The following is a 26,876-nucleotide window of genomic DNA, read 5'->3' as shown; positions in this document are numbered from 1 at the left end:
TACCCCGTTCACTCGGCCACGTCGATGGTGCAGCGGTTGGATTCCACTCCTGCGGCGGTGACCACCTGGACCTCGATGCGCCCGGGTTCCACTTCCGCCGGGACCGGCACCGTCAGGACCGAGTCCGAGGGGTTGGTGAACCCGCCCGCGACGGGCACCAGCGGCACGTGGACGTGCACCGCCCCGACGCGTACGACCAGCCGGGCGAGCATCTCCGGCGTCTGCGCCCCCGGCGGCACGAAGCCCACGCCGCGGATCTCGATGTCGTCGCCGGGCCGGATCGCCGCGTCGAGGTCGCCGGGCTCCCGTCTGCGGACCACGGACAGCACCAGCGGGCGGGTCACCTCCGCGTACTTCGCCGCCAGGTACACCGCCGCCGACAGGGCCACCAGCATGGCCAGCGCCCACGGCAGCCGCGGCAGCCGGTCCGGGAAGCGGGCCATCGACACCGCCGCGAAGGCCAGCACCACCGTGGAGACCAGGACGTACTGGGCGTCCGGGAAGCTCCCGCGGCCCGCGTCGTCCGTCAGCAGGTCCACCCCGCGCGGCCGGTCCGCCGGCAGTTTCTGCAGCCGCTGGCCCATGATCCGTACGGTGACCACGCGGCGCACCAGCACCGCCACGGCCGAGGTCAGGGCGGCCACCGCCAGCAGCGGCAGCGCCCGTCCCAGCGCCAGCCCCGCGTACAGGGCCTGGCGCTCCGGGCCGGGCCGGGAGGCCGCCAGCCGCAGCGCCGGCAGCAGCGCGGCGAACGCCGTCAGCACCACCCACGCGCACGGCACCGCCTTCGAGGTGGACAGCCGGTTGTCCTCCCCGACCAGCGGGGCGAGCAGCCCGCCGCGCACCGACTGGGCACGGGCGGCGACCGTGAGCAGCCCGGCCAGGACCACCGCGGCGAGCAGCCCGGCGGTGCGCGCCGTGGACCAGCCGGTGCCGAGCGCGGTACCGACCTGGACCAGCAGCAGCACCCCGGCGGCGATCCACACGGCGAGCACGGCCCGTCGCGAGAACAGGTACAGCCAGGAGTTGCCGGCCTCCCGGCTCCGGTCGGCGACCGTGCGCGCGGACAGGGTCAGTTCGTCGGAGACCCACTGCCGGGACGCTCCGGCGGAGCGGGCCACCGCGGCCGGCAGCCCCTGGCCGGCGGCGAACTCGTCGCGCTTCTCGGTGAACGCGGCGACCGCGCGGCGGTGCCCCTCCTGGGCGCCGTGCGGGCAGTCGTCGCAGGTGCAGGCGCCGCCGTGGGTGCTTCGGGACATCTGTTGGACAGCCACGTGCGTGCCGCCTCTCTGAACTACGGTGCAATGCCAGCGAATTGTGCACCACTGCGGCAGTGCTCCGGATTGCGCCCGATGTCAGAGCAGGTGATTAACCGTTCATGATGTTGACGTCACCCGCCCGGCCCAGTCCCGTCAGGGGGCAACGGTCTGCCACAGGGGCTGGTAGCTGACCCAGGCGGCGAGGTCGGTGCCGAAACGCTCCCGCGCGGCGAGCGCGCTGCGGTGCTCGATCGGCACCGGCTTCCCGGCGGCCCGGGCGATCAGCTGCACCTGCGCGGCGCGTTCCGCCGCGATGAACCACCAGGCCGCCGCGTCCACGGAGTCCCCGACCGTCAGCAGCCCGCGGTTGCGCAGGACGAGCGCCTTGTACGGGCCGAGGGCGCGGGCGATCCGGCCGGCGTCCGCCGCCCCGGCGAAGCCGTCCAGGAGCGCGTGGTCCTCGTAGAAGGCGCAGGCCTCCTCGGTGAGCGGGGCGAGCAGTTCGCCGAGCGCGGCCAGCGCCCTGCCGTACGGGGCGTGCGTGTGCACCACCGCCACCGCGTCGGGGCGGGCGCGGTGCACGGCCGCGTGCACGGCGAAGGCCAGCTCGTTGACCCGGCGCGCGCCCCGGCGCACACGCCCGTCCCCGTCGACGAGCAGCAGGTCGTCGGCGCCGAGTGCGGACAGGGCCAGCCCGAACGGATTCACCCAGTGGCAGTCGGCGAACTCCGGGTCCCGCACCGTGATGTGCCCGGCGACCCCGTCCTCGTACCCGAGGCGGCCGAACAGCCGCAGCGCCCCGGCGAGCCGCGCCTTGCGGTACGCGCGCTCCTCCGCCGGGCCGGTGTGGACGGGCGGCAGCGCGAACCGCAGCCGGTCCACCGGTACGGGCGCGGGTGCGGGCGTGCGCGCGGGCCCTGGTGCGGGCACGGGCGCGGGTCCGGGCGTGCGCGCGGGCACCGGTGCGGGTCCGGGCGCGGGCTGATCCGGCATGACCGCCTCCTTCGGGTCGCGGCGCAAGGTACCGGCGGGGGCGCGAAGTGGCCATACACGCGGCGAAGCCGCCGCTCCCCTGCGGGAACGGCGGCTTCGTCACGGGCGGCGGGTGGGGACTACTCCCACTCGATGGTGCCCGGGGGCTTGCTCGTGCAGTCGAGGACGACGCGGTTCACGTCGGGGACCTCGTTGGTGATGCGGGTGGAGATCCGCGCGAGCACCTCGTACGGCATGCGCGTCCAGTCCGCGGTCATGGCGTCCTCGGAGGAGACGGGGCGCAGCACGATCGGGTGGCCGTAGGTGCGGCCGTCGCCCTGGACGCCGACGCTGCGGACGTCCGCGAGCAGGACGACCGGGCACTGCCAGATCTCGCGGTCGAGGCCGGCCGCGGTCAGCTCGTGGCGGGCGATGGCGTCGGCCTCGCGGAGCAGGTCCAGGCGCTCCTTGGTGACCTCGCCGACGATGCGGATGCCGAGGCCCGGGCCGGGGAAGGGCTGGCGCTGGACGATCTCGTCGGGCAGGCCGAGCTCCTGGCCGACCATCCGGACCTCGTCCTTGAACAGCTGGCGCAGCGGCTCGACGAGCTCGAACTCGATGTCGTCGGGGAGGCCGCCCACGTTGTGGTGGGACTTGATGTTGGCGGTGCCGGTGCCGCCGCCGGACTCGACGACGTCCGGGTACAGGGTGCCCTGCACGAGGAAGGCGACCGCGGGGCCGTCCTCCTGGAGGATCTCCAGCTGGGCCTGCTCGAAGACGCGGATGAACTCGCGGCCGATGATCTTCCGCTTGGTCTCCGGGTCGGAGACGCCGGCGAGCGCGTTCAGGAAGCGCTCCTGGGCGTCGACGACCTTCAGCTGCACGCCGGTGGCGGCGACGAAGTCCTTCTCGACCTGCTCGGTCTCGCCCTTGCGCATCAGGCCGTGGTCGACGTACACGCAGGTGAGCTGGGAGCCGATGGCCTTCTGGACGAGGGCCGCGGCGACCGCGGAGTCCACGCCGCCGGAGAGGCCGCAGATGGCGCGCTTGTCGCCGACCTGCGCGCGGATGGCCGCGACCTGCTCCTCGACGATGTTGCCGGTGGTCCAGGTGGGCTCCAGGCCGGCGCCGCGGTAGAGGAAGTGCTCCAGCACCTGCTGGCCGTGCGTGGAGTGCATGACCTCGGGGTGGTACTGCACGCCGTACAGCTTCTTCTCGTCGTTCTCGAAGGCCGCGACCGGGACGACGTTCGTCGACGCGGTGACGGTGAAGCCCTCGGGCGCGGCGGAGCAGGCGTCACCGTGGGACATCCACACCGACTGGTTCGCGGGGGTGCCCTCGAAGAGCGTGGAGCCGGCCTTGGAGACGGCGAGCGGCGTACGGCCGTACTCGCGGGCGCCGGTGTTGTCGACGGTGCCGCCGAGGGTGACCGCCATCAGCTGGAAGCCGTAGCACATGCCGAAGACGGGGATCCCGGCCTCGAAGAGGCCGCGGGCGTCGTCCAGGCGCGGGGCGCCCTCTTCGTAGACGGACGACGGGCCGCCGGAGAGGATGATCGCCTTGGGGTCCTTGGCGAGCATCTCGGCCACGGGCATCGTGCTGGGCACGATCTCGCTGTAGACCCGTGCCTCGCGGACGCGGCGGGCGATGAGCTGGGCGTACTGGGCGCCGAAGTCGACGACGAGAACCGTGTCCGGGGCGCTGTCGTGGGCGGCGGAGGGTACTTCTGGCACGGGACGGCCTTCCGGCGGAAGAGGTGGCTGTTTTGTCGATTCTACCGGTGGCGCCGGGCCCCGGTTTGTCGCACCATCCGAGGCCCGCGTCACCCTCACGCCCCGCGACCCGTCGGTCACCACGCCTCGGCTCGCGCGCGGCCCGGCTCGCGCGCGGCCCGGCTCGCGCGCACGGCCCGGCCGTCTCACGATCCGGGCCGGGTTGGCCCGGGAGGCGGCGTGCGGCCATAATCCACACCATGCGCAAGCAGCTGAGCTTCCTCTTTACCTATGGCACCGGCCGGTCCGGTCGCCATGGGTCCTCGTGATGCTCGCCTGAGCCGCTGACTTCCCAGAGCGCCCCGGTCCGACAGGACCGGGGCGCTCTGGCGTTTCCGCTCCTGCCGGCACGACCCACAGGAGTAAGAACATGACCGTGACCACCACCCCCGCGCAGCTGATCGCCGAGTCCCGTGAGCGCATCGACGCCATCGACGACCGGATCATCGGCCTGATCCAGGAGCGGATGGCCGTCTCCACCGTCATCCAGGAGGCCCGGATCGCCTCGGGCGGCCGCCGCGTGCACCTCTCGCGCGAGATGGAGGTGCTCGCGCACTGGAGCGACGCACTGGGGAAGCCCGGGACCACCCTCGCCATGACCGTGCTGGAGCTGTGCCGCGGCCGCGTCTGACGCCCGTTCGTCACTCGTCCGGGCCCGTGACCGGCCCCGGCGGTCTTCGTTGGTGTGGATGGCCGCGTCAGCCAGGCGCGGGACCGCAGCACCACGCGTGGCTCCGCGGGAGCGATGAGACGCACGGCCCTCCGGAACGTGCGTCGTGGGACCTCGCTCCTTCGCGTGACCGGACGGCAGGGGACAGCAGCCCGGTCACCCAGAAAGGACGGCCGGCCAGGGGGACGCCCCCGGCCGGCCGTTCTTCGCTCCGTACGGCTACGCGTGCCTGCCAGAGCGGCGGCGCGCCCCGGCGTACAGCGCACCGCCGACGGCCACGGCGCCCAGCGCGCCCAGCGCGATCGGGCCGACCGAGCTGCCGGTCGAAGCGAGGTTGCCGCTCGCGCCGCCGGCGGCGGAGACGGACGGGGACGCGCTCGCCGAGACCGACGCCGAGACCGAGGCGGACGGGGACGGCGAGGTGGAGGCCGAGGCGGACGGGCTCGCGCTCGCGCCGGCCTTGACGTCGACCGTGAACGCGGCCGTGTTGTTGCCCGCGACCGGGTCGATGGCGTGGAGCCTGGTGCCGGCCGCGGCCGGCTCACCGACGGTGACGGAGCCCTTGGCGCCCGCGACCGCCTTCTCGATCTTCAGGCCGAACGTGTGGGTGTACGGGGCACTCACGTCCGCGAGGGTCCCGCCGTCGCAGAAGTAGCGCGGCGCGCCCAGCTGCTCCCTGCGGTCGCTGCCGTCCGCGTTGACCGCGCGGCAGCCGCGCGGCACGTCGGTGACCCGGACACCGGCCGGCATCACGATGTCGGTGCGGGCCGCGCTCTGGCCCGACCGCACGTAGTCGATCACGGCCGGGCCCTTGTTGCGGAAGCCGAGCTCGGCCGTGACCGTGTCGCCCTCCTTGCCGGCGGGCGAGGCGGTGACCGCCTCGAAGTCGGCCGTGGCGGCCTTGGCGGTGACGTCGAACGCGCGCTGGTTGTCGTCCGGGTTCAGGTCGGTGTTCCCGGTCCGGGCCGCGCCGGGGACCAGGTGGGAGTCCGTGACCGGTACGGCTGCCGGCGCCTTGACCAGCATCAGCCTCTTGCCGGTGGCCGTCTTGGCGGCGGGGGCGCCCTGGGCCGGCGCCGGGTCGGGGACGACCCCGTAGCGCAGCGAGTCCCGGTAGGCCCGCTCGGTCGTCCTGAGGTGCAGCGGGGAGTCGGGCGACAGCTGGTACGACTCGCCCGGCAGGAACTCGCCCTCGACGAGGCACACCGTGGTGGCGCCCGCGCCGCCGCGGTCCTGGCGGGTGCAGTTGTCGTACGTCTCCACCGGCTCCAGGCCGGCCGTGGCGTCCAGCTCCAGCGCCACCGACCTGGCGGGCAGGGTGCCCCGGTTCGCGAAGGCGAGCGGAAGGTCCTGCTGCTCTCCGGCGGTCACCTCCGCCTTGGGCCTGACCTCGCCCACGTGCAGGTCGGGGCCCCCGACGGTGACCTTGGTGGTGACGGGCGTGACGCTCGCCCCGGCCACCGCGCCCTTGACCGTGATCTCACCGCTCGTGCCGTTCTTGCCGCCCTGGGCGGCGGAGACGAGCAGGTCGAGGCCGTTGCCGCCGGGCACGGCGGACAGGCCCTGCTGCTTGCAGACGATCGCGGTGGCGCTGGTCGTGCAGTTCGGCCGCGGCTTGGCCGGGTCGAGCCGCACCGACGCCAGTCCGGCCACCTTGGTCAGGTCGACGGTGACGGTGAACTCGCCGGGGAAGCCGGTGCCGGTGCCGGCACCGGTGCCGGTGCGGTCGAGGTCGTAGCGGAGGCTCCGCTCCTTCGAGGTGCCCGATTCCGGGTAGGGCTGGAGCACCTGGGCGGAGGGCCCGCTGAGGGGAATTGCGGGTTCCGCGGCGAGCGCGGGGGCGGCTGCGCCGAGGCTCAGCGTCGCCAACCCCGCAGCCGCCATAAGGGAGATGCGCTTGTCCATGAAGATCGAGACCACTGAAGCAGGGTCACAGTTGCCCCCTTGAAGGGGTGACGGGCGTCACATGCAACCATCCGGACTGATCGCCTGTCACTTAGGTACACGACGGCGGGTTCTGCGCTCGGAGGGGGAGCGCAGAACCCGCCGCCGGTCCACGTCCGACGCGGTCACGGCTTCCTCGGAACCTCCGGCACCGGCAGCAGCAGCGGCAGCCGCAGTGCGCCGAACGCCTCCTCCGGGACCGCCGGACGAGCCGGTTCCACCGCTGCCAGGCGTACGTAGGCCGCGCCCTGCTCCGGCCGCGGGTCCCGCTCGCCCTTGTTCGGCCAGTACGACATCGCCCGCTCGGCCTGCGCCGTGATCGTCAGCGACGGGTTCACCCCGAGGTTCGCGGAGACCGCCGAGCCGTCGACCACCGAGATGCCCGGGTGCCCGTACAGCCGGTGGTACGGGTCCACCACGCCCTGCTCCGCCGAGGCGCCGATCGGGCAGCCGCCGAGGAAGTGCGCGGTCAGCGGGGTGCCCATCAGCTCGCCGATGTTGCTGCCGGCGAACCCGTTGATCTCCTCCGCCAGCAGGGTCGCCGCCTCGGTGGCCTCCTTGATCTGCACCGGGTTCGGGGCGCCGTGCCCCTGGCGGGCGGTGAGCAGGCCCTTGCCGAGGCCGCCGGGCTTGCGGTACGTCGTCAGCGAGTTGTCCAGCGACTGCATGACGAGCCCGATGATCGTCCGCTCCGACCAGCGCCGGTTGGAGAGCGAGCGGGCCAGCTGCACCGGGTGCTTCGCCGTCCGGGCGAACCAGGCCCGTACCCGGTTCTTCGCGTACGGGACCTGCAGGACGGTCATGAACCCCATGGCGTTGGAGCCCTTGCCGTACCGGACGGGCTCGATGTGGGTGTCGGCGTCGGGGTGCACGGACGAGGTGATCGCGACGCCCCGGGTGAAGTCCGCCCGCCGCTCCGTGCCGGGGCCCGCGCCGCGGCGCCGGCGGTAACGGCGGTCGTCGGTCTGCGCCCCGACCAGGCCCTCCGAGTTGGTCCGGGTCAGCTCGCCGAGCCGGTCCGAGATCCGCGGGAGCAGCCCGTTGTCCTTCATCGTGTGCAGCAGCGTCTGGGTGCCGTACGTGCCCGCCGCGACGACCACGTACCGGGCGCGCAGCTCCTTGGCGATGCCCCGGCGACGGGCGTCGGTGGGGACGGTGCGGATCCGGTACCCGCCCTCGGGATGCTCGGCGAGCGCGGTGACGGTGGTCATCGGGTGGATGACGGCGCCGGCGCGTTCGGCGAGGTGGAGGTAGTTCTCGTTCAGGGTGTTCTTCGCGCCGTGCCGGCAGCCGGTCATGCACTCGCCGCACTCGGTGCAGGCCTTGCGGGCGGGGCCGGCGCCGCCGAAGTACGGGTCGGGGACCTCCTGGCCGGGGCGGGCCTCGCAGCCTCCCCCGGCGTCCGCGCCGTCGCCGAAGAAGACGCCGACCGGGGCCATGTGGAAGGAGTCCCCGACGCCCATCCTCTCGGCGGCGGCCTTCAGGTGGACGTCGGAGGGGGTCATCGTCGGGTTGAGGCGGACTCCGAGCATCCGCTTGGCCTGGTCGTAGTACGGGGCGAGTTCGTCACGCCAGTCGGTGATGGACGCCCACTGCCGGTCCTCGAAGAAGGCGGTGGGCGGCACGTACAGGGTGTTGGCGTAGTTGAGCGAGCCTCCGCCCACCCCGGCGCCCGCGAGCACCATCACGTTGCCGAGCAGGTGGATCCGCTGGATCCCGTACAGGCCGAGGGCCGGGGCCCACAGGTAGTTCCGCAGGTCCCAGCTGTTCCTGGGCAGGCCCTCGCGGGTGAACCGGCGCCCCGCCTCCAGGACGCCGACCCGGTACCCCTTCTCGGTCAGCCGCAGCGCCGAGACCGACCCTCCGAAACCCGATCCGATGACGATGACGTCGTAGTCGTACGGCTCAGACACGGTGCTGCCCCTTGGACGAGTCGGAGGATCAACGGAGTCGCAGCGCCTTCATGACCTTGAGGCTGCGCGTCATGAACGCCGCGTACTTCTCGTCGTCCATGCCCAGCGAGGGCGCCATCGGGAGCAGCCGCTGGTGGGCGACCGTCTGGGCCTCGGTGTACTTGAGGATGCCCTCGGAGCCGTGCCGGCGGCCGAGCCCGGAGTCCTTCATGCCGCCCATGGGCGCCTGCGCGCTGCCGTAGGCGGGGGCGTAGCCCTCGTTGATGTTGACGGTGCCGGTGCGCAGGCGGGCTGCGACGGCGTGGCCGCGGCGGGCGTCCTTGGTCCAGACGCTGGAGTTGAGTCCGTAGGCGGTGGAGTTGGCCGCGGCGACGGCCTCGTCCTCGTCGGTGAACCGGTAGACCGACACGACCGGGCCGAAGGTCTCCTCGCCGCAGACCGCCATCGGCGCCTCGACGCCCTCGAGGATGGTGGGCTCGTAGAACAGCGGCCCGATGTCGGGGCGGGCGGTGCCGCCCGCGACGAGGGTGGCTCCCTTGGCGACGGCCTCGTCGACGTGCCGCTGCACGGTCTCCAGCTGGCGCTCGCCGACCAGCGATCCCATGTCGGCGCCGTAGGCGAGGGAGGCGCCGAGCCGCATGGCCTTCGTACGGGCGGCGAAGCGCTCGACGAACGCGTCGGCGATCGAGGCGTGCACGTACAGCCGCTCGATGGAGATGCACAGCTGGCCCGCGGAGGAGAAGCAGGCGCGGACGGCCCCCGCGGCGGCCTTCTCGATGTCGGCGTCGGCGAGGACGAGCATGGCGTTCTTGCCGCCGAGTTCGAGGGAGACCCCGACCAGGCGGTCGGCGGCGCCCCGGGCCACCTCGCGGCCGGTGCGCGTGGAGCCGGTGAAGGAGACGTAGTCGGCGTGGCGGACCACCTCGGGGCCGACGACGGGTCCCTCACCGAGGACGATCTGGAAGACCTCGGCGGGCAGTCCGGCCTCGATCAGCAGGTCGCGGGCCCACAGGGCGGTGAGCGCGGTCTCGGTGTCGGGCTTCATCACGACGGCGTTGCCGGAGACGAAGGCGGGCAGCGCGTCGCCGACGGAGAGTTCGAGGGGGTAGTTCCAGGGGGCGATCTGGCCGACGACCCCGCGGGGCTGGCGCAGCTCGGTGACCTTGGTGAGGGTGGGCATGGCGCCCGTGTGGCCCTTGGGGCGCAGGTACGCGGGGGCCTTGCGGCCGTAGTGGCGGGAGGCGACGGCGACGGCCTGGACCTCCTCGTGGGCGTGCAGGCGGGCCTTGCCGGTCTCCAGCTGGATGAGGTCGAGCACCTCGGCCTGCCGGGCCAGCACCAGGTCGTGGAAGCGGAGCAGTACGGCGGCCCGCTTGCGTACGGGGACGGCGGCCCAGGCGCCCTGGGCGGCGCGGGCCCGCCCGAAGGCCTCGGCGACGTCCTCGGGGGTGGCCTCCGGGAGGTCCGCCAGCTTGGCCCCGGTGAAGGGGGTGTGGTTGGCGGTGCGGCCGGAGCCGATCACTCCGCGGGTGAGCCGGGCGACCAGGTCGGGGGTCACCACGTCGGCGGCGGTGCGGGCACCGGCCGGGGCGGGGGCGACCGGGTTGGTGGGCTGCGGGGCGCTGCGGAGGGGGGCCGGGGCCTGCGTGTCCGTCATGGCGGTGAGCGTATTCCGCCCGCGGGGCTTTGGGTACCCGTCGGTAACCGGATTTTGCCTTTTCCGCCAGCGATCGCTGGCGCGATGGCCGGTACGCCCTGCCGGGCCGGGTCAGCCCTTCTTGGCGGGCGGGTCCCAGCCGCTCAGCACGTTGTCGAACTGGGCGCGGGTGGTCTGCCAGTCGGCTGCCGGGCCCGACATGTACACCGCGTACTCGGTGCCGTCCGGGGCGATGTACATCTGCTCGATCGCCCGGCGCGGCCCGGCGTGCGTCCCCTTCTCCGTCCAGGTGAAGTCCCACAGGGCGGCGCGGGTGCTGTCCCGGAAGGTGTTCTGGTTCAGCTTCTGCCGCTTGTAGTCCGTCCGCTGCTTGAGCTGCTTCTCCAGGTCGAGCAGGTGCATGTACGGGTTGGCGAAGTCAGGCGTGGAGTCGGAGGCGATCCGGATGAAGTGCTTCCCGTTGTCCGGGGTGTAGTCGATCTGGTCGCCGTCCATCTGGCGCTTCCAGCCGTCCGGGACGAACAGCGTGAAGCCCGCCGGGTCGGTGACCTCGGTGTAGCCGGCCGGAGGGGCAGCGTCCGCTTCGCCGTCCTGCTGGTCGGGCGCGCTCGCGTTCTTGTCGGAGCCGTCGCCGTTGCCCGCGCCCCCGTCCGTGTCCCCGGTGAACTTCAGCACGCCGAAGACGGCGCCGCCGCCGATCAGCGCCGCCACGAGGGCCACGGCCGCCGCCCGCTTGATCCGGCCGCCGCTCACCGCCGGACCCGCCGGTGCGGCGGGCGGTCCGGGCTGCTCGGGCAGGGCCGTCGTGCGCACCTGATCGGGCGCCGACGGCGTCTTCGCGGCGGACTCGGCCTGCGTCCGGGCGTCGGCGCCCGCGGTGTCGGGTTCCTGGGCGTCGGCCAGTTCCTGCGGGGTCACCGCGCGCGTGGGCACGTACGCCTGCGCCGCCTTCGGCTCCCGCCCCTCCATCGCCTCGATCAGCATCCGCTCGGTCTCCTGCGCCGAGGGCCGCTCGTCCGGGTCCTTGCGCAGCAGGGCGGTGATGACCGGCCCCAGGGCGCCGGACTGCCGCAGCGCCGGCGGCTCGTCGTTGACGACGGCCTGGAGGCTGGAGATGGGCGAGGTGCGGCGGAACGGCGAACGCGCCTCGACGGCCGTGTACAGGGTCGCGCCCAGCGACCACAGGTCGGAGGCCGTGCCGGGGGTCCCGCCGGTGACCCGCTCCGGGGCCAGGTAGTCGATGGAGCCGACGATCTCGCCGGTCCGCGTGATGGAGGAGTCGCCCTCGATCGCGGCGATCCCGAAGTCCGTGAGCAGGACCCGGCCGTCCTTGGCGAGCAGCACGTTGCCCGGCTTGACGTCCCGGTGCAGGACTCCGACCGCGTGCGCGGCGCGCAGCGCGCCCAGGACGTGCAGGCCGATCCGGGCCGCCTCGGCGGGTTCGATCCGGCCGGCCGCCTTCGCCGCGTCGGCGAGGGAGGGACCGTCGATGTACTCCATGACGATCCACGGCCGGTCGTCGTGTTCCAGCACGTCGTGGACGACCACGACCGCCGGGTGCTGGATCCGGGCCGCGGCCCTGGCCTCCTTCTGGGTCCGGGCGTGCAGCACCTCCCGGTCGGCCTGGGCGACGTACAGACCCGCCGTCAGTTCCTTGACGGCGACGGTCCTGTGCAGCAGCTCGTCATGCGCGCGCCACACCTTGCCCATGCCGCCGCTGCCGATGGGCTCCACGAGCCGGTACCGGCCAGCGAGCACCGCGCCCGCACCTGTCTGCTGTTCCACGAAACCCCGCCACTCTGTGCACTTCGGGCCAGATTACGGAGCCCCCGGGGCTCCTGGAACCGTGAAGGCTCGGTTCCGGCAGCACTGTGACGCAATCGCCGTACTGATTGACCGTCACCCGCCCGCCCGGTAACTCCCCGTGGCCTTTTCGAAGACTTCGGTGACCTTGCCCTCGCCGTCCTGCGGCCCCGAGACCATGACGACGTGGTAACTGCCGCCCAGCGCCACGACGAAGTTCCGGGCGACGACGCTGCGGCCGTTGCCGTCGATCCACGTGTACCGGCCGGTGACACGGAGCTGTTGGCCGACCTTCGTCGTCTTGACGTCGCCGCCGCTGGCCCAGGTGGAGGAGCGGTACGGGGCCAGCTCGGGCTCCTTGTCCTTCTGGTACGTCGCCGGGTCCGGGCTGCCGTCCACCTTGTCCCGGCCGGGGACCACGGTCAGGACGTACTCCCCGTCGGTGTAGCGGACCTGACCGGCCTCGTTCATGCCGCGCCGCTCCCATCCGTCGGGGACGGCGATCTCGAAGTGCTCGGGGTCCTGCTGGGTGGTGTAACCGGCGGGTGCGGGGGCGGGCGGGGGCGCGGACCGGGGCGTCTGGCCCGGCTTGTCCGCAGCCGGGGCCGAGGCGGACGCCGACGGGGACGTGGCCGGGGAAGCCGCCGGGGACTGCCGCCCGACGGGGGCCTTGCCGGCGGCGTCCTCGTCCTGCTCCCCGGCGCGGGGCAGGAAGAGCAGCGCGTACGCCACCGCGCCGGCGAGCAGCGCGAGAACACCGACGAGCAGGGTCCGCCCGAGGGACCGCGGCGTGCGGGACGCGGCGGGATTGCGGTGCCGGCCGTGCAGATCGCCCCGCCGGCGTACGACGGGCAGCCGCGCGGGGTCCGGCTCCGGCATCGGGAGCGCCGCGAGACCGCCGTCCGGCTCGGGGGCGGACCGTACGAGGGAGCGCAGCCAGCCGCGGAGCTCCTCGAAGTCTGGCCGCTCGGTGGGGTCCTGGCGCAGCAGCGACTCCACGACCGGGCGCAGCGGGCCGCACTCCTCGGCGAAGGCCGGGGCCTCGGCGCAGACCATGTCGACGAGTTCGGTGACGCTGTCCTCGGGGTAGGGCGCATGGCCCTGGACGGCCCGGTACAACAGCGCGCCGAGCCCCCAGAGGTCGGTGGCCGGCCCGACGGGCGCGGCCAACTGCCAGGGGCCCGCGACGGATCCGGCCTGCTCGGGCGCCCACCGCTCGGTGACGGCGCCGACGACGGCCATCCGCGTCTGCCGGGCCCGCTCCGCGTCCAGCCCGCTCCGTATCCCCCCGCCGCCCCACCCGGCACCGGCGGACGCGGCGCGGTCCGCCGCGCCCTGACCGGGCCACCCTTCCCGGGGCGCCCCGGCCGGGCCGGGCACCGGCGACGGGACCGGATCCGGCTCCCCGGCTCCCTGCGGCCGGGGGTGCAGGGGCCGGCCCGGACGCGGGTACGGGGCCGTGTCCGGGCCCTCGCCGCTGCTCGGCGCGCCGGCCGGCTCGAGCCGGGACCGGCCGTCCGGGTCGGCGGGGGGCAGGTACGAGGCCATGGTCGGGGGCGGGGCCGGGACCGGGGTCGCGGCCGGGCCGCCGGCGCCGTGCGGCGGGGTCTGTCCGGGGCCCGCGAACCCGGTCTGCGGCCCGCCCGGGCGGAGGCCGCCGGACGGGTCCGGGGACTCGGCCTCGGCCTCGGCATCGGCCTGGTGGTAGCCCTCGGGCAGGGCGAGGTGCGCGGGCAGTGCGGGCCGGACCGGAGCCGGGTCGGGCCTCGGCGCGGGCTCCGGCTCCGCCGTCACCGGCTGTCCGGCCCTCGGCAGCGCGGGCTGCCGGCGCGGCGTGGCCCCGTGCCAGGGCGCCTTCGTCCCGCCCTCCGGGCCCCCGTACGGGTACGAGTACCCCTGCGGCAGGTTCGACCCCTGCGGCCTCGGCTCCGGCCCGGGCTCGGAGCCGCCGTTGCGCTGTTCCGTGACCCGCGCGGCGGCCGCCTGCGCCCCCGCCCGGTAGGCGGCGATCGCCCCGGCGCGGGCGGCGGCCTTCAGCTCGGGGCGCTCGCCCGCCGTCTCGGGGGTGATGTGGTCGGAGTACCGCGGGCCGGTGTCGTACCCGGGCGCCACGAGCGGCGCGTACCCGCCCGCGTCCGGACCGCCGTCGGTCCGCGGACCGCCGTCCGACCCGGCCGGCTCGACTCCCTGCGGCCCCCGTAAGGCAAGTCCCGTTCCGCCCGCGTCCGGAGCCGGCCCGGCGCCGTACGGCGTACCGGGGAGCGGACCGCCGTCCGCGTGCCCGGCCCCGCCTCGGTCCGGTCCGACGGACGGCGCACCGCCGGCCGGACCACCGCCCGGGGCGTGGCCGCCCGGCGCCGGGGTGGACTCCGGGGGGACCGGGTCGTAGCCGCAGAGGGCGTCTTCCGCGGCGCCCGCCGCCAGCCCCGTCAGGACGACCCGTCCGTCATCGCATATCAACACGGTCCGGGCCGTGATGTTCCGGTGGGTCCAGCCGTGCGCGTGCAGCACCCGCAGCGCGGTCAGCACGTCGGCGGCGACCTCCGCCGCCCGGTACGGGCTCAGCGGTTCCTCGGCGATCAGTGCCGCCAGCGGACGCGCCGGCACCAACTCGCTCACTATCCACAGCGAACCGCCCTCGGCGAACACGTCGAAGACCTGGTCCAGTCGCGGATGGTCCGGCACGGACGCGGCCGCCTGCGCGGCGGAGATGGCCCGGCGCACGGCCGGAAGGTCCCCCGCCGAGCGGCGCCCCGCCGGCCGGACCGCCTGCCCGAGCGGCTCGTCGAGCAGCTCGGCGTCCACGATCTCCGGCAACGGCACCTGGCGCACCAGGACTTCCTGCCCGCTGCGCGTGTCGAAGGCGCGGGTCTCGACCAGCTCGTACTCGTCCGACGGCGGCAGCGGCAGACGGTAGCGGTCGGCCAGGATCCGGCCCGCGTAGTCCTCCACTTCGCCTCCCCCGAGTGCCGGGGCACACGTCCCCCATGGCCCCACTGCCACGATACGTCGCGCGGGGCGCCCGCGTCCCGGGCCTGGGAAGGCTCGTCACCCCGGCGGGGTCGTCGGCCCGGCGGGTCGTCAGGCCAGCGGCTGGAAGGTCTGGAACGCCGTGTTGCGCAGGGTCGTGCACTCCGGACCGTCCCACTGGTCCGCCGCGCAGCTGATCATGATGGCGTAGCCGTTCTTCGCGTCCACCTTGAAGCCGCGGTTCAGCACCCGGACCCTGATGCCGCTCTGCACCCGCTCGAACTCCCAGTCGGCGACCGTCGGGTAGTTGTTGTACTCCGTGGCGTCGATCCGGATCGTCTTGTAGTTCGTGCTGGAGCTCGCCACTCCGGCGACCGCCGCCGCCCAGGCGGCGCGGGCGTCGCTGCCGGGGCTGTTGGTGTGGTCGACCTGTATGCGCGGGAAGCCGCCGTCGCGGCTGTATATCGCGCCGGAGTTCTCACCGGCTATGCCGGTCACGTGGAAGCCCGAGGGCATCACCATGGAGAAGTGGAACCCCGGGTCCGTCACCTTCGCGTAGCCCTCGGGGATTCCGGCCCCGGGCCCGCCCGTGGAAGAGCCCTGGCCCTGGCTGCCCTGCCCCTGGGTCTGACCCTGTGTCTGCTGCCCGCCCGGGGACTGCCCCTGGCTGGGCTGGGTACCGCCGTTCGCACTGCCCGTGCCCGAACCGGTGCCCGTACCCGCACCCTTGCCCGCGGTGGCGTTGGTCTCGCCCGTCTTCGCGGACGCGCCGGGGTCGGGACTGCCGGAAACCTTCGTACCCGGACCGCCCTTGCCCTGGTCCTTCTTGGCGTCGGCGTCGTCACCGCTGAACGCGTAGGCGATGAGCGAACCGATGACGGCGAGCACGACGACCACGCCGGCTATCGCGAGGGCGATGGTCCGGCGGGACATGACGTCGGTGAGCGGCGCCGCGACCGGCGAGGTCCTGCCCTGGGCGGCGGGGGCCGGGGCCTCGGCCGCCGAGGCCGCCGGAGCCGCCGCTGCGGCCGCCGCGGCCTTGCGGGCCGCCTTCAGCGCGGCGCGGGCCCGGTCGCGCTGCTCGCGCTCCTGCCGCTCGCGCTCCCTCTTCTCCGCCTTCTCCGCCTTCTCGGCCGCCTTCGCGGCGGCGGCCTCGGCCGCCGCCTGCTGGGCGTCGGCCAGCGAGATCTGCCGGGTCTCCTCGACGGACGGCGCCAGGACCGGTGCGGTCACCGGCTCCGGCGCGTTGACGACGGCGGTGAGCATCGCCCGGGCCCGCTCCTCGTCGAGGCGGCGGGCCGGGTCCTTGACCAGCAGGCCGTAGATGACGTCGGTCAGCGGACCCGCGTTCTTCGGCGGGTCCACCGGCTCGGTCATGACGGCGGTGAGGGTGGCGAGCGCGGATCCCTTGTCGTACGGGGGCACGCCCTCGACGGCGGCGTACAGCAGTCCGCCGAGGGACCACATGTCGGCGGGCGGACCGGGCTTCTGGCCGCGGGCGCGCTCGGGCGAGATGTACGAGGGGGCGCCGACGAGCATGCCGGTGGAGGTGACGGAGGGGTCGCCCTCGACCTGGGCGATGCCGAAGTCGGTGAGGACGACGCGACCGGTGCGGGCGATGAGCACGTTGGACGGCTTCACGTCCCGGTGCAGGATGCCCTGACCGTGCGCGGCGCGGAGCACGTCGAGGACGGCGAGGCCGACCTCGGCGGCGCGGTGGGGCGTCAGCGGGCCCTGTTCACGGATGAACTCGGCGAGGGAGGGGCCCTCGATGAGCTCCATGACGATCCACGGGCGGCCGTCCTCGTCCACGACGTCGAAGACGGTGACGGCGCCGCTGCTGCGGATCCGGGCGATCGCCTTGGCCTCGCGGAGGGTACGGGTGATGAGGCGGCGCTTCTCGTCCTCGTCAACGCCGGTGCTGAAGCGGAGTTCCTTGACGGCGACCGTCCGGCCCAGGGTCTCGTCCTCGGCGCGCCAGACGGTGCCCATGCCGCCCTTGCCGAGGACTTCGCGCAGCCGGTAGCGGCGCGCGAGCAGCCGCCCCTCGTCCTGCCCTTCCTCGGCGGCCTTGGCCGCCGCGGCCTTGACGGCGGCCGCAACGGCATCGGCCTTCTCGACGACGGGATTCACCGCAGGCTTGACCGCCTCGCCCGGATTCGCGGCCCCGGCGGCAGCGGCCGCAGGCTTGCCCGGGTCGGGCTTCGCGGCCCCGGGGGCAGCCGGAGACTTCGTCAGGCCGGCCTTCGGCGCGGGTGATTCGGCGGCCTTCGCCCCTTCGGCGGCACCGCCGGCACCACCCGGCGTCGCGCCCCCGGCGGCAGCCGGGGACTTCGTCAGGTCGGCCTTCGGCGCCGGCGAGCCGGCCGGCTGTGCGTCCGCGGCGGCCGCCGGCCCGGCGGGCGAGTCCGGCTTCGCCGCAGGCGGTACGGCAGGCTTCGCCGCAGGCGACTCCGGCTTCGCCGACACGGGCTTCGCCCGGTCCTGCTCCGCCGCAGGCGACTCGGTGTGCTCCGGCTTCGACATGCGTCCCCTCTGCGATCGCTGCTCCGGCAGCCCCCGGGATCCCCGGTGGCCCGCTCCGGGAGAACCCGTGCGGTAACCCGCCCCGGCAGAACCCTCATTGTTCCTCACTCCGCAACGGACGGGCGCCCCGGGTCCGCGGTTCCCCCCTCCGGATCCCGGAGTTACAGCGGAACGATGTCCGGAGCCCCCAGTCGCGCCGCATCCGCGGTCTGGTCGTCCGGCTGGCGCTGCGATTCCCGTTCCGCCTGGACCCGCTTCTCGTAGTGTTCCACTTCCTTCTCGATCTGCTGTCCGTCCCACCCCAGGACCGGCGCCATCAGCTCCGCGCACTCCCGCGCCGACCGCGTGCCCCTGTCGAACGTCTCGATCGAGATGCGCGTACGCCGCGTCAGTACGTCGTCCAGGTGCCGCGCCCCCTCGTGCGAGGCGGCGTACACCACTTCGGCCCGCAGGTAGTCCTCCGCCCCGGCCAGCGGCTGCGCCAGCCCGGGGTCCGCCGCGACCAGGTCGAGCAGTTCGTCGGTCATCGAGCCGTACCGGTTCAACAGGTGTTCGATCCACACCACATGGAGGCCCGCCCGGGCGGCGATCCGGGCCCTCCCGTTCCACAGCGCCCGGTACCCCTCGGCCCCGACCAACGGCACGTCCTCCGTCACGCACTCCGCGACCCGCTGGTCCAGCCCGTGCACCGCCTCGTCGACCGCATCCTTGGCCATGACCCGGTACGTCGTGTACTTGCCGCCCGCGACCACGACCAGCCCCGGCACGGGATGCGCCACCGTGTGCTCGCGCGACAGCTTGCTCGTCGCGTCCGACTCACCGGCCAGCAGCGGCCGCAGGCCCGCGTACACGCCCTGCACGTCGTCCCGCGTCAGGGGTACCGTCAGCACCGAGTTCACGTGCTCCAGCAGGTAGTCGATGTCGGCGCTCGACGCCGCCGGGTGCGCCTTGTCCAGATCCCAGTCGGTGTCGGTCGTTCCGACGATCCAGTGCCGGCCCCAGGGGATCACGAACAGCACCGACTTCTCGGTCCGCAGGATCAGCCCGGTCGAGGAGTGGATGCGGTCCTTCGGGACGACCAGGTGGATGCCCTTGGACGCCCGGACGTGGAACTGCCCGCGCTCCCCGATCAGTGCCTGCGTGTCGTCCGTCCACACCCCCGTCGCGTTCACGACCTGGCGCGCGCGGATCTCGTACTCGCCGCCGCCCTCCACGTCCTGCACGCGCGCCCCGACGACCCGCTCGCCCTCCCGCAGGAAGCCGACGACCCTCGCCCGGTTGGCGCAGTGCGCCCCGTACGCCGCGGCCGTCCGGACCAGCGTGGCCACGTACCGCGCATCGTCCATCTGGGCGTCGTAGTACTGGAGCGCCCCCACCAGGGCGTCCTTGCGCAGCGCCGGCGCGACCCGCAGGGCGCGCCGGCGCGAGAGGTGCCGGTGCACGGGCAGCCCCCGCCCGTGCCCGCTGGACACCGACATCGCGTCGTACAGCGCCACGCCCGATCCGGCGTAGATCCGCTCCCAGCCCTTGTGCTGGAGGGGGTACAGGAACGGCACGGGCTTCACCAGGTGCGGGGCCAGCCGCTCCAGCAGCAGGCCGCGTTCCTTCAGGGCCTCCCGGACCAGGGCGAAGTCGAGCATCTCCAGGTACCGCAGGCCGCCGTGGATGAGTTTGCTCGACCGGCTGGAAGTGCCGGAGGCCCAGTCCCGCGCCTCCACCAGCCCCGTCGCCAGGCCTCTGGTGGCGGCGTCGAGCGCGGTGCCCGCACCGACCACGCCCGCACCCACCACCAGGACGTCCAGTTCCCGTTCGGCCATCCGGGCGAGTGCCTCTTCGCGCTGGACCGGCCCCAGTGTCGCTGTCCTCACGGCTGCCTCCCGTTGGTGCGGGTCGTCCCCGCCCGGTGCGCCCGGTGCGCTCGGTGCGGGTGATCCCGCTCACATCCCCCGCTCACGATTCTGACCCGCCGCACCCACATCAGCCACCGCCTGTGGACAACACAACGGCGACCACCACCCCGTAATACGACACATCGGTCATATATACGCCTAGTCTGACATCGCGCCAGCTCCACGCGGGCCCCGCACGGTCCACAGGACTTGCGCACCCAGCCTCCTCATGCATGTCAGGGAAGGGACGGCACCCCATGCCCGCAGACCTCGCCGTCATCGGACTCGGCCACCTCGGCCTCCCGCTGGCCCAGGCGGCCGTCGCCGCCGGAATCGAGACGGTCGGCTACGACAGCGGTCCGGCCACCGACTCCACCCTCACCGCCGCAGAGGTCCGCCGCATGTCGGCCGCCGGCTTCCGGGTCACCACCGACCCCGCCGAACTCGGCCGGGTGCGCACCGCCGTCATCTGCGCCCCCACCCAGCTCGGCGCCGACCGGGCGCTCGACCTGTCCGCCGTCGGCGAGGCGGGCCGCACCCTTGCCGCCCGGCTGCGCCCGCACACCACCGTCATCCTCGAATCCGCCGCCCATCCGGGGGTCACCGAGGACTACCTGCGCCCGATCCTGGAGGCCGGCTCCGGACTGCGCGCGGGCCGGGACTTCCACCTGGCCTACTCCCCCAGCCGCCTCGACCCCGGCAACCGGACGCACGGCATCGCCAACACCCCCAAGGTGATCGGCGGCCTCACCCCCGCCTGCACCGAGTCCGCGCACGCCTTCTACGCCCGCCTCACCGAGAAGGTGGTCCGCGCCCGCGGCCTGCGCGAGGCCGAGACCGTCCAGCTCCTGGAGACGAACTACCGGCACGTCAACATCGCCCTCATGAACGAGATGGCGGTGCTCTGCCACGACCTCGGCGTCGACCTGTGGGACGTCATCCGCTGCGCCGAGACCAAGCCGTACGGTTTCCAGGCCTTCCGGCCAGGCCCGGGCGTCGGCGGCCGCAGCGTCCCCCTCGACCCCAACTACCTCCCCCACACCACTCGCACCCCGGGTCACCCCCTGCGCATGGTCGGCCTCGCGCAGGAGATCAACAGCCGGATGCCCCAGTACGTCATCCAGCGTTCCGCCACGCTGCTGAACGAGCACGGCAAATCGGCCCGCGGGGCCCGGGTGCTGCTGCTCGGCGTCACGTACAAGCCCGACCTGGGCGACCAGGAGGGGGCACCGGCCCGCGAGATCGCCAGCCGCCTCCTGGACCTGGGGGCGCTGGTCAGCTACCACGACCCGTACATCGCCGGATGGCGCGTCAGGGACCGTCCCGTCCCCCGTGCCGAATCGTTGTACGAGGCCGCGGCGAACGCCGATCTGACGATCCTGCTCCAGCAGCACCGCACCTACGACCTCCAGGGCCTGGCGGTGAAGGCGCAGTTGCTGCTGGACACCCGCGGCGCCAGCCCCCCGGGCACGGCCCACCGCCTCTGACCCGCCCCGCCGCCGGCTCCGACCCCGCCGGTCACGGCACCGTCCCGCACGCGCTCGCCCGCCGGAAAACCCCTCTTCGCACGCCAGTGCGCCCTGTTAGCCTGCGGCGTCACTTATCTCGCACTTATGCCCCCGGGGCGGACGTGCGTCACGTCCCTGGGGGGATTCCCGATGAGCCAGAACTTCCAGCCACCTGCACCCTCGTCCTACACGCCGGCCCCCGCCGCGGCCCCCGCCCGCGGCGGCAACGTCGCCCTGGGCGTCCTGGCCGCCGTCGTGGCCGGCCTCGCGGCCGCCGGCGTCTACGGCGCGATCGTCAAAGCCACCCACCACGAGATCGGCTACGCGGCGGTCGGCGTCGGCGCCCTGGTCGGTTTCGCCGCGGGCAAGGCCGGCGGGCGCAACGCCGCCCTGCCGGTCGTCGCCACCCTGCTGTCCGTGGCCGCCGTCCTCGGGGGCCAGCTGTTCGGCATCGCCCTGGACGGCGCCGAACAGCTCTCCACGGGCGTCGTCGAGGTACTGATCGACCACACCTCCGAAGTGGTCGACAGCTGGAAGACCGGCCTGGACCCGCTGGTGTTTCTCTTCCTCGCCATCGGCGGATACGCGGCGTTCCAGGTCAGCCGCAAGACCGCGGCCTGAACGACGAGGACCTGACAACGCCGGAGGGCCGGCACCCCGCGTGGGGTGCCGGCCCTCCGGCGTGCGTATGGCGGTGGGGTCAGCGGCGGTGCTGGGAGTCCGCGACCGTGACCTCGACGCGCTGGAACTCCTTGAGCTCGCTGTAGCCCGTGGTGGCCATCGAGCGGCGCAGCGCGCCGAAGAGGTTCATCGAGCCGTCCGAGATGTGCGACGGGCCGGTGAGGATCTCCTCGGTGGTGCCGACCGTGCCCAGGTCGACCTTCTTGCCGCGCGGCACGTCCTCGTGGACGGCCTCCATGCCCCAGTGGTGGCCCTTGCCGGGCGCGTCGGTGGCGCGGGCCAGCGGGGAGCCCATCATCACGGCGTCCGCACCGCAGGCGACGGCCTTGGGGATGTCGCCGGACCAGCCCACGCCGCCGTCGGCGATGACGTGCACGTAGCGGCCGCCCGACTCGTCCATGTAGTCGCGGCGGGCCGCGGCCACGTCCGCGACGGCGGTGGCCATCGGGACCTGGATGCCGAGCACGTTGCGCGTGGTGTGCGCGGCGCCGCCGCCGAAGCCGACCAGGACGCCCGCGGCGCCGGTGCGCATCAGGTGCAGGGCCGCGGTGTACGTGGCGCAGCCGCCGACGATGACCGGGACGTCGAGTTCGTAGATGAACTGCTTGAGGTTCAGCGGCTCGGCCGCGCCGGACACGTGCTCCGCCGAGACGGTCGTGCCGCGGATGACGAAGATGTCCACGCCCGCGTCGACGACGGCCTTGGAGAACTCGGCGGTGCGCTGCGGGGAGAGCGCGGCGGCGGTGACGACACCGGAGTCGCGGACCTCCTTGATGCGCTGCCGGATCAGGTCCGCCTGGATCGGGGCGGAGTAGATCTCCTGGAGACGACGGGTGGCGGACTCCTCGTCCAGCTCCGTGATCTCGTCGAGCAGCGGCTGCGGGTCCTCGTAGCGGGTCCACAGGCCTTCGAGGTTCAGCACGCCGAGGCCGCCGAGCTCGCCGATGCGGATGGCGGTCTGCGGGGAGACGACCGAGTCCATGGGGGCGGCGAGGAACGGGAGCTCGAAGCGGTAGGCGTCGATCTGCCAGGCGATCGAGACCTCCTTCGGGTCCCGCGTACGCCGGCTCGGGACGATGGCGATGTCGTCGAACGCGTACGCCCTGCGGCCGCGCTTGCCGCGCCCGATCTCGATCTCAGTCACGTGTGGTGGCCTTTCCTCTGGGTCTGCCCGTCCAGTATCCCCGAACCCCGGCCCCGCGCGTTGCGGTGACCGCCGTACGGACGCCGCGAGGGGCGGACCCGTGTCCTGGGTCCGCCCCTCCCGGCTCGGTGCTCAGTGCTCGGTTCAGCCCTTGCGGGAGTAGTTCGGCGCCTCGACCGTCATCTGGATGTCGTGCGGGTGGCTCTCCTTGAGGCCCGCCGAGGTGATGCGGACGAAGCGGCCGCGGTCCTGGAGCTCCGGCACGGTGCGGCCGCCGACGTAGAACATCGACTGGCGCAGGCCGCCGACGAGCTGGTGCACGACCGCGGAGAGCGGGCCGCGGTACGGGACCTGGCCCTCGATGCCCTCGGGGATGAGCTTGTCGTCGCCGCCGACGCCCTCCTGGAAGTAGCGGTCCTTGGAGAAGGAACGCTGGTCACCGCGGGACTGCATGGCGCCGAGGGAGCCCATGCCGCGGTACGACTTGAACTGCTTGCCGTTGATGAAGAGCAGCTCGCCGGGGGACTCCTCGCAGCCCGCGAGCAGCGAGCCGAGCATCACCGTGTCGGCGCCCGCGACGAGCGCCTTGGCGATGTCGCCGGAGTACTGCAGGCCGCCGTCGCCGATCACGGGGACACCGGCCGCCTTCGCCGCGAGGGAGGCCTCGTAGATGGCGGTGACCTGCGGGACGCCGATGCCGGCGACGACGCGGGTGGTGCAGATGGAGCCGGGGCCGACGCCCACCTTGATGCCGTCGCAGCCGGCGTCGATCAGCGCCTGGGCGCCGTCGCGGGTGGCGACGTTGCCGCCGATGACGTCGACGGAGGAGTTCGACTTGATCTTGGCGACCATGTCGCCGACCAGGCGGGAGTGGCCGTGGGCGGTGTCGACGACGATGAAGTCGGCGCCCGCCTCGATCAGGGCCTGGGCACGGTCGTATGCGTCACCGGCGACGCCGACCGCGGCGCCGACCAGGAGTCGGCCGTCCTTGTCCTTGGCGGCGTTCGGGTACTTCTCGGCCTTGACGAAGTCCTTGACCGTGATGAGGCCCTTGAGGATGCCCGCGTCGTCGACCAGCGGAAGCTTCTCGATCTTGTGGCGGCGCAGCAGCTCCATGGCGTCCACGCCGGAGATGCCGACCTTGCCCGTGACCAGCGGCATCGGGGTCATGACCTCGCGCACCTGGCGGCTGCGGTCGGACTCGAAGGCCATGTCGCGGTTGGTGACGATGCCGAGCAGCTTGCCGGCGGAGTCGGTGACCGGGACGCCCGAGATGCGGAACTTCGCGCACAGCTCGTCGGCCTCGCGCAGCGTCGCGTCGGGGTGCACCGTGATCGGGTCGGTGACCATGCCGGACTCGGAGCGCTTGACCAGGTCGACCTGGTTGGCCTGGTCGGCGATCGACAGGTTGCGGTGCAGGACGCCGACGCCGCCCTGACGGGCCATCGCGATGGCCATGCGGGCCTCGGTGACCTTGTCCATGGCCGCCGACAGCAGGGGGACGTTCACCCGCACGTTGCGGGAGATGAGGGAGGAGGTGTCGATCTCGTCCGGGGCCATGTCGGACGCGCCCGGCAGCAGCAGGACGTCGTCATACGTGAGGCCGAGTGTGGCGAATTTGTCGGGCACTCCGTCGGCGTTCACAGTCATGACACCTTCCCAATGGTCTTGCTCAGCGCGGATCTCCATGCTAACGGGATCGCGACGCGTCTCATTCCACGAGCCGGGTCAAGCCCAAGTTTCGTGGCTTCCTCCTATTGATCGTCAGCCGAATTCCGGCCACCGATCAGCGGGGCTACTGCTCGGCGAGCGCGCGCAGCCGGCTGAGCGCCCGGTGCTGGGCCACCCGCACCGCACCTGGGGACATCCCGAGCATCTGCCCGGTCTCCTCGGCGGTCAGCCCGACCGCCACCCGCAGCACGAGGAGCTCGCGCTGGTTCTCCGGAAGGTTGGCCAGCAGCTTCTTGGCCCAGGCGGCATCGCTGCTCAGCAGCGCCCGCTCCTCGGGGCCCAGCGAGTCGTCCGGCCGTTCGGGCATCTCGTCGGAGGGCACGGCCGTACTCCCCGGGTGCCGCATGGCGGCCCGCTGGAGGTCGGCCACCTTGTGCGCGGCGATGGCGAAGACGAAGGCCTCGAAGGGCCGGCCGGTGTCGCGGTACCGGGGCAGTGCCATCAGGACGGCGACGCAGACCTCCTGTGCGAGGTCCTCGACGAAATGGCGGGCGTCCCCCGGAAGCCGGGAGAGCCGGGTGCGGCAGTAGCGGATCGCCAGGGGGTGCACGAAGGCGAGCAGGTCGTGCGTCGCCTGCTCGTCACCCTCGACCGCGCGGCGTACGAGCGCGCTGACGGCCCCGGCGCTGCCGCCCTTGGCGGCGCCGGTGGAGCCTGTGGCCGCGGGTGCCCCCGGGGCCTCGTCGTCGCGCATCAATCCATGGTGCCTTGACGCCGGAGCATTCGCGGCACCACGGCCCGTGTTGTGCGTCGAAGCGTTATGAGCGGGTGCGCCTGAACTCGTCACTGCACCCTCCCCTCCCGCTCGACCGAATACTCCCCGAGGCCCCATCCCAGAAAATGCGCCACACCTCAAGCATGCGGCATCGCGCGCGAAGCGACACGTCCCCCGATTGTGCCCCGGCCATCCCCGGGTACGCACCGGGTACGGCGGGACGGGAACGGACGGGCCGGATCGGGACGGCCGGGCCGGTTCAGGACGGCCGGGTGGGCCGGGACCGGGCCACGGGCGGCGGGCCGCGGCCTGCCGCCCCGCCCGCCGGTGGCGGACGGGACCGCTCTCAGCGTCCGGTCTGCGGGCTCACGGTCAGCGGACCAGGCCCCAGCGGAACCCGAGCGCCACGGCGTGCGCCCGGTCCGAGGCGCCCAGCTTCTTGAACAGCCGGCGGGCGTGTGTCTTGACGGTGTCCTCGGAGAGGAAGAGCTCGCGCCCGATCTCCGCGTTGGACCGGCCGTGGCTCATGCCCTCCAGGACCTGGATCTCGCGCGCGGTGAGCGTGGGCGCGGCGCCCATCTCCGCCGAGCGGAGCCGGCGCGGGGCCAGTCGCCAGGTCGGGTCGGCGAGCGCCTGGGTGACCGTGGCCCGCAGTTCGGCGCGCGAGGCGTCCTTGTGCAGGTAGCCCCGGGCGCCGGCGGCGACCGCGAGGGCCACCCCGTCCAGGTCCTCGGCGACCGTCAGCATGATGATGCGGGCGCCCGGATCGGCCGAGAGCAGCCGGCGCACCGTCTCCACACCGCCGAGCCCCGGCATCCGTACATCCATCAGAATCAGATCGGAGCGGTCGGCACCCCAGCGGCGGAGGACTTCCTCGCCGTTGGCAGCCGTCGTCACACGCTCGACGCCGGGCACGGTGGCAACCGCGCGACGGAGCGCCTCTCGGGCAAGCGGGGAATCGTCGCAGACGAGGACGGAAGTCATGACCGCCCTCCGCAGCTGCTGATGCGCGTCACCTTGAGCCTCCAGGCTGGTACGTATCGTCACCTGTGCGGTCGATGCCCTCGGACACCCGTCCGGGAACTTCTTGGTTCAACCGCCTTCGCACTCTCAACGATGGTCACTCGAAAGAGTTACGGGTCGGACGGACACCTTCGGCACTCTACGTGAGGATGCGATCACGACGCGGGTGCCACTCTCGGCGTGTCCTCCATCTGGAGCTATGCCCTATTTGGCGGCTTTTCTTCCGTTTGGCACGTGTCTGAGGCTAGATTCCCAATGAGTCATATTTACATCTACTACGACAGTAGGTGTGGAGACTTGGACCGTATCCGTCTCAGTACCGGCACCAAGAGGACTACCCATGGCAGATTTCTCCCGCCTCCCCGGACCGAACGCCGACCTCTGGGACTGGCAGCTGCTGGCCGCCTGCCGGGGGGTCGACAGCTCCCTCTTCTTCCACCCGGAAGGCGAGCGGGGCGCGGCCAGGAGTGCGCGCGAGGCCTCGGCTAAAGAGGTCTGCATGAGATGCCCGGTGCGCTCGGAATGCGCCGCGCACGCACTGGCCGTCCGCGAGCCCTACGGAGTGTGGGGCGGCCTCACCGAGGACGAGCGCGAAGAGCTGATGGGACGCGCACGCCATCGCCTGATCCCCGCGTCGAGCACGATCGGACCCCTGCCGCCGCACTGATCCGCGGGTTCGCCGACACCACGAAGGAACGT

At 73.2% G+C, this 26,876-nt stretch carries 17 protein-coding genes and 1 pseudogene; 4 read left to right on the top strand and 14 right to left on the bottom strand.

Annotated elements, in window-relative coordinates:
• Positions 1-8 precede the first annotated feature (8 nt).
• The 3 genes from ACIPK4_RS16805 to guaA form a co-directional block, all read right to left on the bottom strand.
• The gene (locus tag ACIPK4_RS16805; RefSeq protein WP_402313307.1) at positions 9-1,259 is read right to left on the bottom strand and encodes a hypothetical protein; all 1,251 of its coding nucleotides are present in this window, start codon (positions 1,257-1,259) and stop codon (positions 9-11) included.
• Between the two features lie 153 nt (positions 1,260-1,412).
• Positions 1,413-2,252, bottom strand: a complete 840-nt coding sequence (locus tag ACIPK4_RS16800) for a class II aldolase/adducin family protein (protein WP_402313305.1) — start codon at positions 2,250-2,252, stop codon at positions 1,413-1,415.
• 119 nt (positions 2,253-2,371) lie between these two features.
• Positions 2,372-3,964 carry a glutamine-hydrolyzing GMP synthase gene (gene guaA / locus ACIPK4_RS16795; RefSeq protein WP_402313303.1) on the bottom strand — a complete coding sequence of 531 codons (1,593 nt, stop codon included), beginning with the start codon at positions 3,962-3,964 and terminating at the stop codon, positions 2,372-2,374.
• Positions 3,965-4,337: 373 nt separating this feature from the next.
• On the opposite strand from guaA, the pseudogene ACIPK4_RS16790 reads away from it, so the two are divergent.
• Positions 4,338-4,634 (top strand): annotated as a pseudogene (locus ACIPK4_RS16790) (chorismate mutase); the annotation flags it as partial.
• A gap of 258 nt (positions 4,635-4,892) precedes the next feature.
• On the opposite strand, the gene ACIPK4_RS16785 reads toward ACIPK4_RS16790, so the two are convergent.
• The 7 genes from ACIPK4_RS16785 to ACIPK4_RS16755 all read right to left on the bottom strand — a co-directional run bounded on the left by ACIPK4_RS16785 (position 4,893) and on the right by ACIPK4_RS16755 (position 19,354).
• Entirely contained in the window at positions 4,893-6,593 is a 1,701-nt protein-coding gene (locus ACIPK4_RS16785) for a peptidase (RefSeq protein WP_402313301.1), read from the bottom strand.
• A 149-nt stretch (positions 6,594-6,742) separates the two neighbouring features.
• Positions 6,743-8,530, bottom strand: a complete 1,788-nt coding sequence (locus tag ACIPK4_RS16780; RefSeq protein ID WP_376203209.1) for a GMC oxidoreductase — start codon at positions 8,528-8,530, stop codon at positions 6,743-6,745.
• A 28-nt stretch (positions 8,531-8,558) separates the two neighbouring features.
• Positions 8,559-10,187 (bottom strand): succinic semialdehyde dehydrogenase, encoded by a 1,629-nt coding sequence (locus tag ACIPK4_RS16775; protein ID WP_402313299.1) that lies wholly within the window; start codon positions 10,185-10,187, stop codon positions 8,559-8,561.
• A gap of 111 nt (positions 10,188-10,298) precedes the next feature.
• The gene (locus ACIPK4_RS16770) at positions 10,299-11,972 is read right to left on the bottom strand and encodes a serine/threonine-protein kinase (RefSeq protein WP_402313297.1); all 1,674 of its coding nucleotides are present in this window, start codon (positions 11,970-11,972) and stop codon (positions 10,299-10,301) included.
• 114 nt (positions 11,973-12,086) lie between these two features.
• The gene (locus ACIPK4_RS16765) at positions 12,087-14,942 is read right to left on the bottom strand and encodes a protein kinase (RefSeq protein WP_402313295.1); all 2,856 of its coding nucleotides are present in this window, start codon (positions 14,940-14,942) and stop codon (positions 12,087-12,089) included.
• A gap of 129 nt (positions 14,943-15,071) precedes the next feature.
• Entirely contained in the window at positions 15,072-17,486 is a 2,415-nt protein-coding gene (locus ACIPK4_RS16760) for a serine/threonine-protein kinase (RefSeq protein WP_402313293.1), read from the bottom strand.
• A gap of 161 nt (positions 17,487-17,647) precedes the next feature.
• Entirely contained in the window at positions 17,648-19,354 is a 1,707-nt protein-coding gene (locus ACIPK4_RS16755) for a glycerol-3-phosphate dehydrogenase/oxidase (protein WP_402313291.1), read from the bottom strand.
• A 278-nt stretch (positions 19,355-19,632) separates the two neighbouring features.
• Here ACIPK4_RS16755 and ACIPK4_RS16750 point away from each other — a divergent pair, with 278 nt between their 5' ends.
• Positions 19,633-20,862, top strand: a complete 1,230-nt coding sequence (locus ACIPK4_RS16750) for a nucleotide sugar dehydrogenase (RefSeq protein ID WP_402313289.1) — start codon at positions 19,633-19,635, stop codon at positions 20,860-20,862.
• A 171-nt stretch (positions 20,863-21,033) separates the two neighbouring features.
• Positions 21,034-21,504 (top strand): hypothetical protein, encoded by a 471-nt coding sequence (locus ACIPK4_RS16745; protein WP_402313287.1) that lies wholly within the window; start codon positions 21,034-21,036, stop codon positions 21,502-21,504.
• A 79-nt stretch (positions 21,505-21,583) separates the two neighbouring features.
• On the opposite strand, the gene ACIPK4_RS16740 is transcribed toward ACIPK4_RS16745, so the two are convergent.
• The 4 genes from ACIPK4_RS16740 to ACIPK4_RS16725 all read right to left on the bottom strand — a co-directional run bounded on the left by ACIPK4_RS16740 (position 21,584) and on the right by ACIPK4_RS16725 (position 26,138).
• Entirely contained in the window at positions 21,584-22,708 is a 1,125-nt protein-coding gene (locus tag ACIPK4_RS16740) for a GuaB3 family IMP dehydrogenase-related protein (protein WP_054222498.1), read from the bottom strand.
• A 144-nt stretch (positions 22,709-22,852) separates the two neighbouring features.
• Positions 22,853-24,358 carry an IMP dehydrogenase gene (gene guaB / locus ACIPK4_RS16735; protein WP_054222499.1) on the bottom strand — a complete coding sequence of 502 codons (1,506 nt, stop codon included), beginning with the start codon at positions 24,356-24,358 and terminating at the stop codon, positions 22,853-22,855.
• Between the two features lie 145 nt (positions 24,359-24,503).
• Complete coding sequence (locus ACIPK4_RS16730; protein ID WP_054222500.1) at positions 24,504-25,133, bottom strand: sigma-70 family RNA polymerase sigma factor; 630 nt, start codon at positions 25,131-25,133, stop codon at positions 24,504-24,506.
• Between the two features lie 393 nt (positions 25,134-25,526).
• On the bottom strand, positions 25,527-26,138 hold the full coding sequence (locus ACIPK4_RS16725; RefSeq protein ID WP_003948568.1) for a response regulator transcription factor: 612 nt from the start codon (positions 26,136-26,138) through the stop codon (positions 25,527-25,529).
• 379 nt (positions 26,139-26,517) lie between these two features.
• Here ACIPK4_RS16725 and ACIPK4_RS16720 point away from each other — a divergent pair, with 379 nt between their 5' ends.
• Positions 26,518-26,844: a WhiB family transcriptional regulator gene (locus ACIPK4_RS16720; RefSeq protein ID WP_030864318.1), complete on the top strand. Its 327-nt coding sequence runs from the start codon at positions 26,518-26,520 to the stop codon at positions 26,842-26,844.
• Positions 26,845-26,876: the final 32 nt, after the last annotated feature.

Origin of the sequence: Streptomyces sp. NPDC086989 (assembly GCF_044745505.1) — a bacterium.
Lineage (GTDB): Bacteria > Actinomycetota > Actinomycetes > Streptomycetales > Streptomycetaceae > Streptomyces.
Note: the sequence above shows the minus strand (reverse complement) of the source record. Positions and strands in the feature narration are given on the sequence as shown.